At 71.7% G+C, this 15,046-nt stretch carries 12 protein-coding genes; 8 read left to right on the top strand and 4 right to left on the bottom strand.

Features of this window, described 5'->3' with window-relative positions; genetic code table 11:
- The first annotated feature begins 10 nt into the window (after positions 1-10).
- Positions 11-2,311 (top strand): FtsX-like permease family protein, encoded by a 2,301-nt coding sequence (locus tag V1633_RS23405; protein WP_331212059.1) that lies wholly within the window; start codon positions 11-13, stop codon positions 2,309-2,311.
- A gap of 85 nt (positions 2,312-2,396) precedes the next feature.
- Here the strand turns inward: V1633_RS23405 and V1633_RS23400 are convergent, their stop codons facing one another.
- A complete protein-coding gene (locus V1633_RS23400; protein ID WP_331212058.1) occupies positions 2,397-3,128 on the bottom strand; it encodes a PRC and DUF2382 domain-containing protein in 732 nt (243 codons plus the stop codon).
- 196 nt (positions 3,129-3,324) lie between these two features.
- On the opposite strand from V1633_RS23400, the gene V1633_RS23395 reads away from it, so the two are divergent.
- The 3 genes from V1633_RS23395 to V1633_RS23385 all read left to right on the top strand — a co-directional run bounded on the left by V1633_RS23395 (position 3,325) and on the right by V1633_RS23385 (position 5,189).
- Complete coding sequence (locus tag V1633_RS23395) at positions 3,325-3,726, top strand: DUF4190 domain-containing protein (RefSeq protein WP_331212057.1); 402 nt, start codon at positions 3,325-3,327, stop codon at positions 3,724-3,726.
- A 175-nt stretch (positions 3,727-3,901) separates the two neighbouring features.
- Positions 3,902-4,336, top strand: coding sequence for a thioesterase family protein (locus tag V1633_RS23390; protein ID WP_331212056.1), 435 nt, complete (start codon positions 3,902-3,904; stop codon positions 4,334-4,336).
- Positions 4,337-4,358: 22 nt separating this feature from the next.
- The gene (locus V1633_RS23385; RefSeq protein ID WP_331212055.1) at positions 4,359-5,189 is read left to right on the top strand and encodes an MBL fold metallo-hydrolase; all 831 of its coding nucleotides are present in this window, start codon (positions 4,359-4,361) and stop codon (positions 5,187-5,189) included.
- A 5-nt stretch (positions 5,190-5,194) separates the two neighbouring features.
- Here the strand turns inward: V1633_RS23385 and V1633_RS23380 are convergent, their stop codons facing one another.
- Positions 5,195-6,172 carry a PfkB family carbohydrate kinase gene (locus V1633_RS23380; RefSeq protein ID WP_331212054.1) on the bottom strand — a complete coding sequence of 326 codons (978 nt, stop codon included), beginning with the start codon at positions 6,170-6,172 and terminating at the stop codon, positions 5,195-5,197.
- Positions 6,173-6,308: 136 nt separating this feature from the next.
- On the opposite strand from V1633_RS23380, the gene V1633_RS23375 reads away from it, so the two are divergent.
- Together V1633_RS23375 and V1633_RS23370 are read left to right on the top strand one after the other, a co-directional pair.
- Positions 6,309-6,683 carry a nuclear transport factor 2 family protein gene (locus V1633_RS23375; protein ID WP_331212053.1) on the top strand — a complete coding sequence of 125 codons (375 nt, stop codon included), beginning with the start codon at positions 6,309-6,311 and terminating at the stop codon, positions 6,681-6,683.
- Between the two features lie 326 nt (positions 6,684-7,009).
- Entirely contained in the window at positions 7,010-8,113 is a 1,104-nt protein-coding gene (locus tag V1633_RS23370) for a lytic polysaccharide monooxygenase (protein ID WP_407951928.1), read from the top strand.
- Positions 8,114-8,245: 132 nt separating this feature from the next.
- Here V1633_RS23370 and asnB read toward each other — a convergent pair whose 3' ends face one another.
- A complete protein-coding gene (asnB, locus tag V1633_RS23365) occupies positions 8,246-10,204 on the bottom strand; it encodes an asparagine synthase (glutamine-hydrolyzing) (RefSeq protein WP_331212052.1) in 1,959 nt (652 codons plus the stop codon).
- Positions 10,205-10,403: 199 nt separating this feature from the next.
- Here asnB and V1633_RS23360 point away from each other — a divergent pair, with 199 nt between their 5' ends.
- The gene (locus tag V1633_RS23360; RefSeq protein WP_331212051.1) at positions 10,404-11,975 is read left to right on the top strand and encodes an aminopeptidase P family protein; all 1,572 of its coding nucleotides are present in this window, start codon (positions 10,404-10,406) and stop codon (positions 11,973-11,975) included.
- Positions 11,976-12,132: 157 nt separating this feature from the next.
- Here the strand turns inward: V1633_RS23360 and V1633_RS23355 are convergent, their stop codons facing one another.
- Complete coding sequence (locus tag V1633_RS23355) at positions 12,133-13,134, bottom strand: ArsR/SmtB family transcription factor (protein WP_331212050.1); 1,002 nt, start codon at positions 13,132-13,134, stop codon at positions 12,133-12,135.
- Between the two features lie 309 nt (positions 13,135-13,443).
- Here V1633_RS23355 and V1633_RS23350 point away from each other — a divergent pair, with 309 nt between their 5' ends.
- On the top strand, positions 13,444-15,045 hold the full coding sequence (locus V1633_RS23350) for a peptide ABC transporter substrate-binding protein (RefSeq protein ID WP_407951945.1): 1,602 nt from the start codon (positions 13,444-13,446) through the stop codon (positions 15,043-15,045).
- Position 15,046 lies beyond the last annotated feature (1 nt).

Below are 15,046 nucleotides of genomic sequence, written 5' to 3'. Positions count from 1 at the left end.
CGGTACCGCGATGAGGCGGTGGATCTGGCTCGGACTGCGGCTGTCGATCGGCTCCGGCCGGGGTGGGCTGCTGCGTACCGCGCTGATGTCGTCGGGGGCGGCGCTCGGTGTACTGCTGGTGCTGGCGTCGCTGGCCACGGTCTCGGTGGCCGGTGCCCAACACGACCGGGCCGAGGCCCGCACCCCGGTCCAGGACGACACCGGGACCAGCCCGTCTCCGCTGCGGATCCACAACATCGAGGACGGAATCGGCGGTCGGGTGCTGCGGCGTACCGTCGTGATCGGCGCCGATCCGAGCAGCCCGCGCCCGCCCGGCGTCGCCGCCCTGCCCCGGCCCGGGGAGGTGGTGGTCTCCCCCGCGCTGCGCGACCTGATCGCCACCGACTCGCGGGCCGCCGGACGGTTCCCGCAGCGGATCGTCGGCACGGTCGGCCCGGCCGGCCTGCTCGCCCCGGACGAACTGTTCGCCTACGTCGGCGGCGAGTCGGTGGCGGTCCCGCCCGGCGCGGCCGGGTTCCGCGAGCACCACCCGGTGACCGGCTTCGGCGCACCGCTGGTGTACGCGCTCGGCTCCCAGTCCTCCGGGCCGGACGTCTTCACCCCGGCCCGGCTGCTGGCCATCGCCTTCGGACTGTTCGTGCTGGTCCCGTTCGGCGTCTTCCTGGCCACCTGCGCCCGGCTTTCGGCCTCCACCCGGGACCGGCGGATCGCCGCGCTCCGGCTGCTGGGCGTGTCGGCCCGGCAGGCGACCCTGGTCAACGCGGTCGAAACGGGGGTGGTCACCGCCGGCGGCGCGCTGCTCGGCCTGCTCGGCTACCTCCTGCTCACCCCACTGTCGCAGGGTTGGCGGATCGGCCGGCTGCACTGGTACGCCGCCGACGTCGCCGTACCGGCGGTCGTGATCGCGGTCGTGCTCGTCCTGACCGTCGGCTACGCGGTCGCGGTGGGCACCTTCGCCACCCGGCCGGCCCGGGTCAACCCGCTCGCGGTACGCCGGGACGCCCCGGCCGGCCGTCCCCGGCTGTGGCGACTCGGGCCGCTGGTCGCCGGGCTGGCCGGCGTGGTGCTGGCCGGACTGCTCGGCCGGACGGGTCCCGGGCTGCCGGAGGGCCTGCTCTTCGCCGGCTCGCTGCTGCTGACCGGGCTGGCCCTGCCGCTCGCCCTGCCGACCCTCGGGTACGCGCTCGCCGCCCTGCTGGAGCGGCTGCCCGGCACCCCGGTCTGGCTGGAGTTGGCCGCCGCCAGGTTGCGACACGCGCCCGGGGTCGCGCCCCGGCTGGTCGCCGCGCTCACCGTGATCGTCTACGTGGTGGGGCTCGGTTCGCTCGGGGTCGGCCTGATCGCCAACGACCGCGACCTGGTACCCACCGAACGCACGAGCGGCGCCAGCGGCGACGACCTGCTGTACCAGTTGCTCGGTCCGGTGCCGATCCCGGAGGCACCGTTCCGTCAGGTGGCCGGCGTCCAGATTCTCGACCTGCGCAGTGTGCCGGCGACGGTGGCCGGCACCCCGGGCAACCTGCTGGTGGCCGACTGCGCCGACCTGACCGGCCTGTACCGGCTCGACCCCGGCGAGTCCTGCCGGGACGGCGCGGTCTACCGGTTGGCGGACGAGTTTCCGATGGGGCCGCTGCCGGAGCCCGGTACCGAGGTGGTCGCCGAGAGCGGTACGAAGGTCCCGGTGCCGGACCAGGTCCTGCACCTGCGCCCCCGGTTCAACCTCGGTGTCTCCGGCGCGCTGCTGGTGACCCGCCAGGCGCCGGTCGCCGCCAACCTGCCGACGACTCCGGACCCCTGGCCGTTGTTGGTCGCCACCGACCTGGCCGCCGCCGACCGGGCCGTCCAGGTGCTCGCCGCGCACACCCCGGCCGGCTATCTGCAAGGTGATTTCGGCATCCGGCAGGGCTTCGACGCGGATCTGCTGGTCACGCTGCTGGTCACCGGTCTCGTGGTGAGTTTCCTGCTCGGCATCGGCGCGTTCGCCGCCGCTGCGGTGGACCGGACGATGGAACGGCGCCGGCAGAACGCCACCCTCGCGGTGGTCGGCACCAGCCCGGGCACCGTCGCCGGCAGTGAACTCGGCTTCGGGGCGTTGCCGCTGGTGACCGGGCTGGTCCTGGCCAGTCTGGCGACGGTCACCGTGGCCAGTGTGATGGCCGGCCTGCTCGACGTCGGGGTACGGGTGGTGCTGGACCGGGTCGCCCCGACGCTCTGGCTCGCCGCCGGTGCGCTGGCGGCGGGGCTGGTGCTGATCGCCGTACCGGCCTGGCTGACCCAGCGGATCACCGCCGAGCAGCTCCGCCGGCCCTGACCTGGACGTCCTCGGAGGCTATGCCCGACGCCCGGCTGGTCAGGTTCGACCGGCCGGGCGTCGTCTGTCCGGGTGGCGTTCCCCGTCAGCGGCGGCCCCGCCGACGGTTCTCCGGCATCTCCGCCTCGATCCTCTCCCGGCGTACCGGTTCGTCGATCGACTGTTCCTCGGTCACCCGGTCCTCGGACATCCGGACCCGCTCCACCGGGACCCGTTCCTTGCTCACCACGGGTCGTTCTGCCGTCAGCACCATCTCGCGCTCGGCCTCGCCGATCTCGGGTCGGGTGCCACCGCGGGCGTCGGCGGTGACCGGCTCGCGTTCCACCCACACCTCGTCATGTTCGATCGGCACGGTCGTGTGCACGTTCTCGCTGACCACATACTTTCGGAGTCTGGCGGTGCCCGCCGGTTGGCTTTCCTTGCCGACCCGCAGCCGCTCCTCGGAGCGGGTCATCTCCTCCCGTCCGGTCGCCGTCGTCCGGCCGTCGGGCTGTGGGCCCTGGTTGATGCCATAGTAAGCGTATAGTTGCCCGATTTCATCGGTTTTCAACGGTTCGTCGACGCTCGCCTCGACATGGGGCGCGTTCGTCACCATGTCCTTGTCATAGGGCACCGTCAGGTCATCCTGGCCCATCTTGACGTTCTGGAGCGGGACCATCGACTCCCGTCGGCCGAACAACCCCGTCTTCACACTGATCCACGACGGTTCGCCGGCGGCGTCCGCCCACACGTTGCCGATGTTTCCGACCTTCGTGCCGGTTCTGTCGTGAACACGCCGGCCGTACAGCGAGTTCACCTGCTCCTGATTCATCCTCATCGCGGATTCCCTCCTTCGCTCCGATCCACCGGATACCCGTCGACGGCCAGGCCAGGCCAGGATCCTCGTCCGCCAGTGGTCCCGTCTCGGACGGTGCCGGTGAAGCGCGGACCAGGTGGGGCCGTTCGGCGTCAGACATGCGCATGGCTTCCAGGGAAGCGGGGATACCCCGGGTCACCGGAGCAAGGAGGAGGACATGTCCGCAGCAGAAGGGCAGGTGCCCGGCCGTGGTGCGGCCTATCCGATGCACCGGGGTGACGACGGCACCACGACAGCGGCGAAAACCAGCACGGCAGCCACGTTCGCCCTGGTATTCGGCGTAGCCGGCCTCATCAGCTCTCTCACCGTCATCCTGTCGGCGGTCGGTTTCGTACTCGGCATCATCGGTGTCGTTCTCGGCATCGTCGGACTGCGGATGGCTCGCCGGCCGGGGGTCACGGGTCGGAGCGTGGCCCTCGGCGGTCTGATACTCAGCATCCTGGCGGTCCTGGTGGCGATCGCCTTCGCGGCCGGGGTCACCACTTTCCTCAACGACAGGGACGCGGTGGACCGTCTGCAGCAGCAGGTTGAACAGATGCGCGACGACCTGCCCGACTGACGGCCGCCCAGACAGCTCCCGGCGGCTCCCGACCCACCGATCGGGCCCACCTCGGACCCGGTCGCCACCCGGACCATCAGGTTACGTTCGGCAACCTGACATCCCGGATGTCCGTGACGCGCGGGAACGCGCGGTGAGGCGTGCCGGAGCCCGCCCAGGCCCTAGGCTCTGCCTCATGGAGCAGGAACAGTCCGGGGCGGGGTCCGGGCCACCGCAGCCGGAGAGCGTCTTTCCGCCGGGGCTGAGCGCCCGGGTCGAGCTGACCGTCGGTGACGCCGACACCGCGCAGGCGGTCGGTTCGGGTGACGTACCGGTGCTGGGTACGCCCCGGGTGCTGGCGCTGGCCGAGGCGGCGACGGTGGCCGCCACGGCGAGCCGGTTGCCGGCCGGGATGACCACCGTCGGCATGCGGGTCGAACTCGACCACCGGGTGCCGACCCCGGTCGGCCGGACCGCCGTCGCGCTGGCCCGGCTCGCCAAGGTCGACGGACGGCGGCTGCTCTTCGAGGTCGCGGTCACCGAGGGGTCGACGACGGTCGCCGAGGGCCGGGTCGAACGGGTCCTGGTCGACCGCCACCGGTTCGTCGAGCGCGCGCTCGGGTCCGCATGACCGCGCGTGCCGGGGAGGTGGCGTGACCCTCGCCTTCACCGAGGTCGGCGACCGGGTGTACGTCCTGCGCCAGCCGATGCTCGACGTGAACGTGACCCTGGTGGTCGGGGACGGGGCGGCGCTGGTCGTGGACACCCTCTCCACCGCCGCCCAGGCCGCCGAGCTGGTCGCCGCCGCCCGGGAACTCACCTCGGACCCGTTCGTCGTGGTCAACACCCACCACCACTTCGACCACTGCTTCGGCAACCACACCCTGGCCGCCGACCCGTCGTACCCGGTCTACGCCCACCAGCTGACCGTCGAACGGCTCCGCGACCAGCCGGAGCTGGTCCGCCGGCAGGCGTACGACGAGGTGCTGCCCGCCGAGCCGGCGCTCGCCACCGAGGTGGCCCGGACCCGGATCCTCGCCCCCAGCCATCCCGTGCAGTACGAGACGACGGTGGACGTCGGCGGCCGACCGGTACTGCTGCGTCATCTGGGTCGGGGGCACACCGACGGGGATCTCGTCGTCCAGGTGCCGGACGCCGACGTACTCGTGGCGGGCGACCTGATCGAGGAGAGCGGGCCGCCGGCGTTCGAGGACGCGTACCCGTTGGAGTGGGTGGAGACGGTGGCCGCGCTGCTCCGGCTCACCACGCCGGCCTCGGTGGTGGTGCCCGGGCACGGCGCGGTGGTCGGCCCGGACTTCGTCCGGGCCCAGCACGAGGACCTGGCCGCACTGGCCTGGCTGATCCGGGACGGCGACGCCGACCACTCCCCGGTCGAGCAGCTCGCCCGGCACGCGCCGTTCGGTCCGGAGGTGGCGTTGACCGCCGTCCGGCGCGGCTACGCCGAACTGCGCGGCGACGCCTGAGCCGGTCAGGCCGGGAAACGGCGGGCGACGTCGGCCCGGGTCGGCATCGCCACCGCGCCGCCCGGCGACTCGCAGACCAGTCCGGCAACCCGGAGGGCGAAGTCGACCCGGTCCCGCCAGCCGGCCGGGTACGCCGGCAGGCCGTCGGCGAGCAGGTCCGCGATCAGCGCCGCCATCACGGCGTCGCCGGCGCCGGTGGTGTCGACGGCGTCGACCCGTGGCGCCGGCAGCCACTGCGGGCCGCCGGTCGGTCCGGCCCAGGCCAGGGCAGCACGGGCGCCCCCGGTGACCACGACCGCGCCGGCGCCGAGCCCCCGCAGCCGCGCCGCAGCCGCCTCGGCCAGCCGGTCGGTGTCCCGGCCGCCGGGCGCGGTCGCCCCGGCGTCGTCGCCGTACAGCACCTCGGCGTCGGCGACGCTGAGTTTCACCAGGTCGGCGCTGGCGGCGAACTCGGCCACCAGGTCCCGTAGCTCGTCGACCGCGAGCCGGTCCGCGAGCAGGCGGGGCCGGACGTTGGGGTCGAAGACCTTCCAGCCGGTGGCCAGCCCCCAGGCACGCCGGGCGGCGGCCCGTACCGGCGGGCTGAGCAGTGCGATCGAGCCGGCGTAGAGGACTCCGGCACCCTCCACCAGGGGTACGTCGAGTTCCTCCGGCCCGAGCAGGCCGTACGACGGTGGCGTGCCGTAGAACCGGAAGTCCGGTTCGGCGCCGGAGAAGGTGACCACGCCGAGTGTGGTGGAGACCGGTCTCTCCACCACCCCGCGCTGCCCGACGCCGGCCGCGTCCAGCAGTTTCCTGATCCGCCCGGCGAGTACGTCGTCCCCGAGTGACCCGACGAACTCCACCGCCCCGCCGAGCCGGGCCACCCCGACCGCGACGTTGAGCGGGGCTCCGCCGACCGCCTGCCGGTAGACGGGCGCCCCGGCGCACTCCCCGTCGAGCAGGTCGACGAGCGCCTCGCCGAGCACCACCGCGTACCCCATCCGTCCTCCCGAACCGCCCCCGGCCGTGGCTCGGGCGCCCCGCCCGGCGGCCCCTGGCCACGACATGTGCCGACCGACAGCCCGACCCTGACACACCGGCGGGCTCTGTCACACCCACCCGGCACACTCCACCGTCATGATCGAGCAATCCGAGACGGTATCCCGCTACTGGACGGCCTGTGAGGGGCGGGACTGGGCGGGGGTCGGCGCCCTGCTCGCCGAGGACGTGGTCTACGACCTGCCACAGACCCGGGAACGGATCGTGGGACGGGAGCGGTTCCTGCGGTTCAACATCGAGTACCCGGGCGACTGGCACGTGACCGTGGAACGGGTGGTCAGCGAGGGACGACACGGGGCGTCCTGGATCCGGGTCGCCCACGAGGGGTCGGAGCTGTCGGCCCTCTCCTTCTTCGAGTTCGACGCCCACGGGCTGGTCAGCCGGATCACCGAGTTCTGGCCGACGCCGTACGAGCCGCCGGGCGGACGGGAGCACCTCGTCGAGCGGTACTGACCGAGTGGAATTTCCGCATCGAAACTTGCCTATTGCGTCAGGCGTCGATCCGTGATGCGATAACCCGTACCGAGCCAGTGCGGGGGCTGACGCGCTGTGCCGGGTGCCGGCAGGGCCACGCGAAGGGCACAGATCCGTGATCGGACTGTGCGCCGCGTCGTCTCCTGTCTTTCGGCGGATACCAGCCCACCACCTCTGCCGGGGCAGCGCGACGAGGTCGCGCCCAGTGTCGGTTAGCGGGCGCCCGTGATCAGACGGGTCCCCCGCAGGTTGTCCGCAGCGCCGTCCACGCGGCTGCGACACTGCCCCCAAGAAGGAGAAACTCGGTGAAACGTCTACGCAGGATCGCGGTCCTCGGTGCCGTGGCCGCGCTCACCGCCGGTGTCATCACGGTGGTGAACCCCGCTCCCGTGGCCGCCCACGGTGCCGCCATGGCGCCGGGCAGCCGTACCTTCCTCTGCTGGAAGGACGGGCTCAGCCCGCAGGGCAACATCCAGCCCAACAACCCGGCGTGTGCGGCGGCGGTCGCGCAGAGCGGGGCCAACACGCTCTACAACTGGTTCAGCGTGCTGCGCTCGGACGCGGGCGGCCGGACCACCGGCTTCGTCCCGGACGGGCAGCTGTGCAGCGGCGGGAACAGCACCTTCAGCGGGTTCAACCTGGCCCGCAACGACTGGCCGCTGACCCACCTGACCGCCGGTGGCAACTTCAACTTCAAGTACAGCAACTGGGCCCACCACCCCGGCACGTTCTACTTCTACGTGACCCGGGACGGTTTCAACCCGAGCAGCCCGCTGGCCTGGAGCAGCCTGGAGGCCACGCCGTTCCTCACGGTGACCAACCCGCCGCAGCAGGGCGCGGTCGGCAGCAACGAGGGGCACTACTACTTCAGCGGTCGGCTGCCGACCGGTAAGAGCGGCCGGCACATCATCTACTCCCGCTGGGTCCGCTCGGACAGCCAGGAGAACTTCTTCGGCTGCTCCGACGTGGTCTTCGACGGCGGCAACGGTGAGGTGACCGGAGTCGGTCCGGGCAGCGGTGGCCCGGGCACCCCGACCACCCCGCCGGGCAACCCGCCCACCACCCCGCCGGGCAACCCGCCGACCACGCCGCCGGCCGGAACGTCCGGCTGCACCGCCACCTACCGGCTCACCGGCAACTGGTCCGGCGGCTTCCAGGCCGAGGTCACGGTCCGGAACTCCGGTACCTCGGCACTGAGCGGCTGGTCCACCGGGTGGACGTACGCCAACGGCCAGACCATCGGCAGTCTGTGGAACGGCCAGCTCAGCCAGAGCGGAAGTTCGGTGACCGTCCGCAACGTCGCGCACAACGGCAGTCTCGCCCCGGGGGCGAGCGCCACGTTCGGATTTGTCGGCAGTGTCAGCGGCAGCACCAATGCCGTACCCACGCCGACCTGCAGCAGCGCGTAACCACCACCGCACACCGCGACGGGCCCGGCGCCGATGGCGCCGGGCCCGTCCCGTGTCCACGTGCAGGCTCTGGCGGTCAGGAAGGGGCCCTTCCGCTACCGAGAACGTTGATGGGGGCCCTTCCCTACACCGTCAGCGGACCATGGAGCCGACCACCGGCTTGGTGAGCAGGGCGGACTGGTTGCGCTCGATCCCCGGGTCGAGGGTCTTGGCCACGAAGATCGCGTGCCAGATGCAGAAGACCAGCACCGTCCAGACCTTGCGGGAGTGGTCCGCCTCGCCCCGCTTGTGCTCGTCGAGCAGCCGCATGGCGTACGACAGGTCGAGCAGGTCACCGGCGCCGGAGATGGAGAAGACGTGCCGGGCCCACTCGTACATCTCGCCGGCCAGCCAGACCCGGGTCGGGGTCGGGAAGCCGAGCTTGCGCCGGTTGACGATAGCCGGGGGGACGACGCCGTTCAGTGCCTGACGCATCGCGTACTTGGTGGCGTCGGAGCGCGGCGGCAGCTTCAGGTCCACCGGGATGCCGGCGGCGACCTCGAAGACCTCCCGGTCCAGGAACGGCACCCGCACCTCCAGCGAGTGCGCCATCGAGATCCGGTCGGCCTTGACCAGGATGTCGCCGCGCAGCCAGGTGTAGAGGTCGACGTACTGCATCTTGGTGACGTCGTCCAGCTCGGTGCACTCGGCGTAGATCGGCGCGGTGACGTCCGTGTACCGCACCGAGGGGTCGTAGCGGCGGAGCAGGTCCTGCTTCTCCTCCTCGGTGAACATCCGGGCGTTGCCGTAGTAGCGCTGCTCGATCGGGGTGGTGCCGCGCTCCAGGAAGCTCTTCCCCTTGACCCCCTGCGGAATCGCCTTGGAGACCGCCCGCAGGCCCTTCTGCACCCCGCCGGGCAGCCCGTTGACCGTGCCGAGCGAGAGCGGCTCCCGGTAGATCGTGTAGCCGCCGAAGAACTCGTCCGCGCCCTCACCGGAGAGGACCACCGTGACGTGCTCGGCCGCCTTCTTCGCCACGAAGTAGAGCGGCACCAGGGCCGGGTCCGCCACCGGGTCGTCCAGGTGCCAGACGATCTTGGGCAGCGCGTTCATCATGTCGTACGGCCCGATCTTGGTCGGGATGGTGGTCACCCCGAGGTGCCTGGCGGAGTCCTGGGCCACCTCGATCTCCGAGTAGCCCGGCACGTCGTAACCGACCGTGAAGGTCAGGATGTTCGGGTTGAACTCCCGGGCCAGTGCCACCACCGCGGTCGAGTCGATGCCGCTGGAGAGGAAGGAGCCGACCGGCACGTCCGCCCGCATGTGCATCCGGACGCTCTCCCGCAGCGTCTCCCGGATCTGGTGGTAGAGCCGCTCCGGCTCCGGCACCGGGGCGGGCCGGAAGACCGGCCGGTACCAGCGGCGGATCTCGATCTGCTGCCCGGGCGACCAGGTCAGGTACTCCCCCGACCCGATCCGGTTGATGCCCTGGTGCAGGGTGCCGGGCTCCGGAACGTACTGCAGGGTGAGGTAGTGCGACAGGTTGGCGCGGTCGACTCCCGCGTCGCCGTGGTGCGCCGACGGCGCGAACGGCAGCAGCGCCTTCTTCTCCGACGCCAGGTACACCCCGTCCCGGGTCTGGAGGTAGTGCAGCGGCTTGATCCCGAAGTTGTCCCGGGCGCCGAAGGCCCGACGGAGCTGCCGGTCCCAGATCACGAAGGCGAACATGCCGCGGAGCCGGTTGAGGACCTGTTCACCCCAGTAGTGGAAGCCGGCGACGATCACCTCGCCGTCACCCTGGGTGGCGAACTGCGCACCGAAGTTGCGGGCCAGCTCCTCGCGCAACTCGATGTAGTTGTAGATCTCGCCGTTGAAGGTCAGCAGGTAGCGGCCGTTCGCGTACGGCAGCGGCTCGTGGCTGAGTGCCACGTCGATGATCGACAGGCGCTTGTGCGCGAAGACGGCGTCGGTGTACCCGTCCGGGGTCGAAATCACCTCCACACCGGTCTCGTCCGGTCCTCGGTGGTGCAGGCATTCCAACGCACCGGCCAGGGCGTCGCGATGTGCGCCGGCGTTGCCGTGCGCGCTGAAGAAGGCCAGGAGTCCGCACATGGCGGTCATCTTTCCACGCGCTGCCCGGTGGCGTGCCGGCACCGCCGGCACACCTGACGCCCGTACACCACGGCGGCGTGGGCGCGGTACGGTCGCATCAGGCCAAGGCGGGTGATCAACACCCCGACGCCGGGCTCGACCAGTCCGGGGCGGGCAGAGCGACCGGGGGACACCCGGGCGGCATCAGGGAGGAGCGGCGATGTCAGACGAACGGACCGACATCACGGCGGAGCCGGCGCGGACCGGGTCGGCGCAGGTCGGCACGGCGCCGACGGAGTCAGCGCGGACCGGGTCAGCGCAGGCTGACACCGCACGGACCGAGTCACACGACCCGGACTTCCCGGAGAAGTTCCTCACCTTCATGCGGCAGGGCTGGCAGGACACCACACTGCCGGTCGGGCCGCGCCCCGAGGTGCCCAACCACGCCAAGCGTCGCGCGGCGCTGTCGGCCGCGTTCTCCGGGGAGACCCTGGTGATCCCGACCGGCCCGGAGAAGGTACGGGCCAACGACACCGACTACCCGTTCCGGCCCGGCAGCGACTTCGTCTACCTGACCGGTGACCACGATCCGGACAGTGTGCTGGTGATGCGCCCGAACGGGTCAGGGCACGACGCGCTGCTCTACATGCGTCCCCGGTCGTCCCGGGAGAACGACGAGTTCTTCCGCAGCCGGGACGGCGAACTCTGGGTCGGCCGCCGGCACACCCTGGCCGAGAAGGCCACCGAACTCGGCATCGAGACCCGGCCGCTGTCCGAGCTGGCGGACGCGCTGGCCGACTGCGCGCCGAGGCGTACCCGGGTGCTGCGCGGTCTGGACCCGTCGGTCGACGGCGCGGTCCGGCCGTACGAGGCCCGGCAGACCGACGCCGAGGAGGCCGCCCGACTGGGCCGGGACCGCGAACTCGCCGCCGTCATCTCCGAGCACAAGCTGGTCAAGGACGAGTGGGAGATCGCCCAGTTGCAGGAGGCGATCGACGCCACGGTGCGCGGCTTCGAGGACGTCGCCCGGATCCTGCCCGCCGACCGGCCGGTCGCCGAGCGCCTGCTGGAGGGTGTGTTCGGGCTGCGCGCCCGACACGACGGCAACGACGTCGGCTACAGCTCGATCGTCGGGGCGGGCGAGCACGCGACGATCCTGCACTGGATCCGCAACACCGGCCAGACCCGGCCGGGCGAGCTGCTGCTGATGGACATGGGGGTGGAGGGGCGCCACCTCTACACCGCCGACGTCACCCGGGTGGTCCCGGTCTCCGGCACCTTCAGCCCGCTGCAACGACAGGTCTACGACATCGTGTACGCGTCCCAGCAGGCCGGCATGGACTTCATCCGGCCGGGCGTCACGTTCAAGGACGTGCACCGCACCTGCATGCGGGTGCTCGCCGAGGGCCTCGCCGACCTGGGGCTGCTGCCGGTGAGTGTGGAGGAGGCGATGGACGAGCAGTCGATGATCTACCGCCGGTGGACGCTGCACGGCTTCGGCCACATGCTCGGCCTGGACGTGCACGACTGCGCCAACGCCCGCAAGGAGCAGTACCGGGACGGCGCGCTCGGCGAGGGCTACGTGCTGACCGTCGAGCCCGGGCTCTACTTCCAGCCCGAGGACGAACTGGTTCCGGCGGAACTGCGCGGCATCGGGATCCGGATCGAGGACGACGTACTGGTCACTGCGGATGGCGCGGTCAACCTGTCGGCGGGGCTGCCCCGCCGCGCCGACGAGGTCGAGGCGTGGCTGGACGCCCAGCGCGCCGCCGGTCCCCGACTGCCCGGCTGAACCTGCCGTGTCGGCCGGTCGGGATGGGAACACACCGTCCTGACCGGCCGGCACCGTTCTGACTGCCACGGTTCCTGCCCTGCCGGCACCGTTCTGACCGCCATGGTTAGGACCTGCCGGCGCCGTTCTGACCGGCCGGCACCGTTCCGGTCCGGGGTCAGCGGCGGGTCGCGGTTTCGTACGCGGTCAGCAGGGCCCGGGCCAGCGGGGTGAGCGTGTGGTGTGCGGCCCGGCCGTGCCGGGTGGTCCGGAGCAGACCCGCGTCCCGCAGCACGCTCGCGTGCTGCGACGCGGACGGGGTGCTGATCCCCGCCCGTCGGGCCAGGTCGGTGGTGTTCGCCCCGACCAGCGCGGCGCGCAGCACCGCGGCCCGGGAGCGACCGAGCAGCGCGATGAGCGGATCGGCGGTGGCCGGGGCGTACGCCGGGACGGGCGGCCGGACCCGGCGCGGGTCGTCGGGGCGACCGCCCACCGACCGCCCGTCCATCGAGTGCGACCGCGCCGGGTGGCTGCCCACCGCACGGGGGCGGCGCACGGGAAAGACCACGACGGCCGGATCGGGCTGGTTCCCGACCCAGAGGTGGCGGGCGAAGACGGACGGCACCAGCACCAGTCCGGTGCCGTCCGGGCGGAGGTCCAGGTCGACCGGGGACGCGACGGCGAGCACCGGGTTGCGCCAGGCCGCCAGCGGGTCGAGCAGACCCAGCAGCGCCTCCACCCCGCCGGTGGCCAGCGACCGGCTCCGCTCGGCCACGTCGAGCCGGACCACCGACTCCCAGGCGGCGAGTTCATCGGCCACCCCGCGCTCGTAGTAGGCCCGGACGGCGGCCGCCAGACTCCGTACCCGGTACGTCGAGTTCGTGACCAGCCATTCCAACGCGCCCTCGAGGCTGGGGTCCTCGGGTAGCGGGGCGAGCAGGTTGGCCGGGCGCACACCGGCGTCCACGCCACCGCCCGGACCGGACGCGTCCCGGACCGGGCTCGCCGGCCCGGCGCCGAGGCGCAGATCGCGCAGCAGGCGGACCAGTTCCGGGTCGTCGACGACGGGCGCGGTGGCGAGGCTGACGAGGATCTCGTGCAGCGGCAGCGGCGCGGGGGCGATCCGGGTCCGGGCGATGTCGTCGGGTCCCAGCCAGATCCGGATCATCACCACCTCCACCTCGGACTCCACACCACCGTCGGCCGGTACCGGTCCTCGTCGTCCGCGCCGGACCGTCCGCCGCCTGATCACCAGACGCTGTCGCCCCGGCGGCCAGTTGTCGGTCTCCCGGATGGTTTGGGCCCAGCCAAAAGCATTGCCGAACCTGGCCGGCCGGCTCGTAACTGGTGGGAAGTGGCCGCGCGAGGCGCGGCGCCGCCGCCGGCGCCCGCGGTCGGGTCGGTGGCGATCTGTGAAGGAGGCTGCTCCATGCCGGTACCCAGACGCCTGACCTCGAAGGGCTCGGGGCGACACCCCGGCCAAGCCGTCATGGTGGCGCTCGCCGTGGTGTTCGCCGCCACCGCGTGCGTCGGTGGCGGCGACGACCCCGCCGACCCGGGTGGCGGCACCGTCCGGATCGGTCTCGTCGAGCCGCAGCACCTGCTCCCGGCGAACACCACCGAGAGCGCCGGCGCCCAGGTGCTGGCCGCGCTCTTCACGCCACTGGTCGAGTTCGACGCCGACAAGCGGCCGGTCGAGGTGGCCGCCGAGTCGATCGAGTCGACCGACAACACACTTTGGACGGTACGGCTGAGGAGCGGCTTCACCTTCCACAACGGCGAGCCGGTGACCGCCGACAGTTACCTCAACGCGTGGAACCACGCGGCGTACGGGCCGAACGGCAACGGCGGCTCGTACTTCTTTGAGAAGATCGCCGGGTACGAGGACCTGCAGTCGCTCGATCCGGACGGCGAGGGCCCGCAGCGGGCGCCCGACCCGAAGGCCCGGAAGCTGACCGGCCTGCGCAAGGTCGACGAGCAGACCTTCACCATCACGCTGTCGAGCTCGTTCGCCGAGTTCAAGTCGGTACTCGGCTACCACGTCTTCGCGCCGCTGCCGAACGCCGCCTGGGCCTCCGACGGGGTGCTGAAGGAGGGCTTCGAGGAGGCGCTGATCGGCAACGGTCCGTTCCGGATGAAGGGCACCTGGCAGCACGACTCCCGGATCGAGGTCGAACGGTACGACGCGTACCCCGGGGCCAGGCCGAAGATCGGCGGGGTGGTGTTCCAGATCTACCAGCAGCTGTCCGCCGAGTACGCCGATCTGACCGCCGGAAACCTCGACGTGGTACGGCAGATCTCGACCGAGAACATCGGCAGTGCGCCGGACGACCTCGGCGACCGGTTCAAGCGCAGCCCGCTGTCGTCCTTCCAGTTCCTGGCCTTCCCGACGTTCCAGCCGGAGTTCGCCCGCCCGGAGGTGCGCAAGGCGATCTCGATGGCGATCGACCGGGACGAGATCATCCGGACCATCTTCAAGGACACCCAGACCCCGGCCCGGGCCTTCGTCTCCCCGCTGGTGGCGGGCGCCCGGCCGGACACCTGCGGCGAGGCGTGCCAGTTCGACCCGGTCCGGGCGAAGGAGGCGTACCAGGCCGCGGGCGGTCCGTCGCGGTTGCAGATCTCCTACAACGGCGACGGCGGTCACAAGGAGTGGATCGACGCGACCTGCAACCAGCTCCGCAACAACCTCGGGGTGGAGTGTGTCGGCACCTCCGAGTCGCGGTTCGCCGACCTGCTGACCAAGCTGGAGGAGAAGACCCCGGTCGGGATGTTCCGGTTGGGTTGGTCGATGGACTACCCGTCGATGCAGAACTACCTCGGTCCGCTCTACACCACCGGCGGCTCGTCGAACTACTACGGCTACAGCAACCCGGACTTCGACCGGCTGGTCGAGGAGGGCGTGGCCGCGCCGAACCAGGCGGAGGCGATCAAGAAGTACCAGCAGGCCGAGGAGATCCTCGTCCGGGACATGCCGGTGATCCCGCTCCGCTTCGGACAGAACAACTTCGGGCACTCCACCAAGGTCCGCGACGTCGAACTGGACCTGTTCGGCCAGGTCGACCTGTTGAAGATCGAGATGGCGGGGTAGT

The sequence above is a fragment of the Plantactinospora sonchi genome (assembly GCF_036422035.1).
Classification (GTDB): Bacteria; Actinomycetota; Actinomycetes; order Mycobacteriales; family Micromonosporaceae; genus Plantactinospora; species Plantactinospora sonchi.
The sequence above is the reverse complement of the archived record's forward strand: the minus strand, read 5'-3'. Positions and strand labels throughout refer to the sequence as shown.

Excerpts from the sequence above, each read along its gene's own strand:
- V1633_RS23375 (WP_331212053.1), top strand. The coding sequence starts at position 6,309 with ATGATCGAGCAATCCGAGACGGTATCCCGCTACTGGACGGCCTGTGAG.
- V1633_RS23360 (WP_331212051.1), top strand. The coding sequence starts at position 10,404 with ATGTCAGACGAACGGACCGACATCACGGCGGAGCCGGCGCGGACCGGG.
- V1633_RS23395 (WP_331212057.1), top strand. The coding sequence starts at position 3,325 with ATGTCCGCAGCAGAAGGGCAGGTGCCCGGCCGTGGTGCGGCCTATCCG.
- V1633_RS23350 (WP_407951945.1), top strand. The coding sequence starts at position 13,444 with ATGGTGGCGCTCGCCGTGGTGTTCGCCGCCACCGCGTGCGTCGGTGGC.
- asnB (WP_331212052.1), bottom strand. The coding sequence starts at position 10,204 with ATGTGCGGACTCCTGGCCTTCTTCAGCGCGCACGGCAACGCCGGCGCA.
- V1633_RS23390 (WP_331212056.1), top strand. The coding sequence starts at position 3,902 with ATGGAGCAGGAACAGTCCGGGGCGGGGTCCGGGCCACCGCAGCCGGAG.
- V1633_RS23405 (WP_331212059.1), top strand. The coding sequence starts at position 11 with ATGAGGCGGTGGATCTGGCTCGGACTGCGGCTGTCGATCGGCTCCGGC.
- V1633_RS23400 (WP_331212058.1), bottom strand. The coding sequence starts at position 3,128 with ATGAGGATGAATCAGGAGCAGGTGAACTCGCTGTACGGCCGGCGTGTT.
- V1633_RS23380 (WP_331212054.1), bottom strand. The coding sequence starts at position 6,172 with ATGGGGTACGCGGTGGTGCTCGGCGAGGCGCTCGTCGACCTGCTCGAC.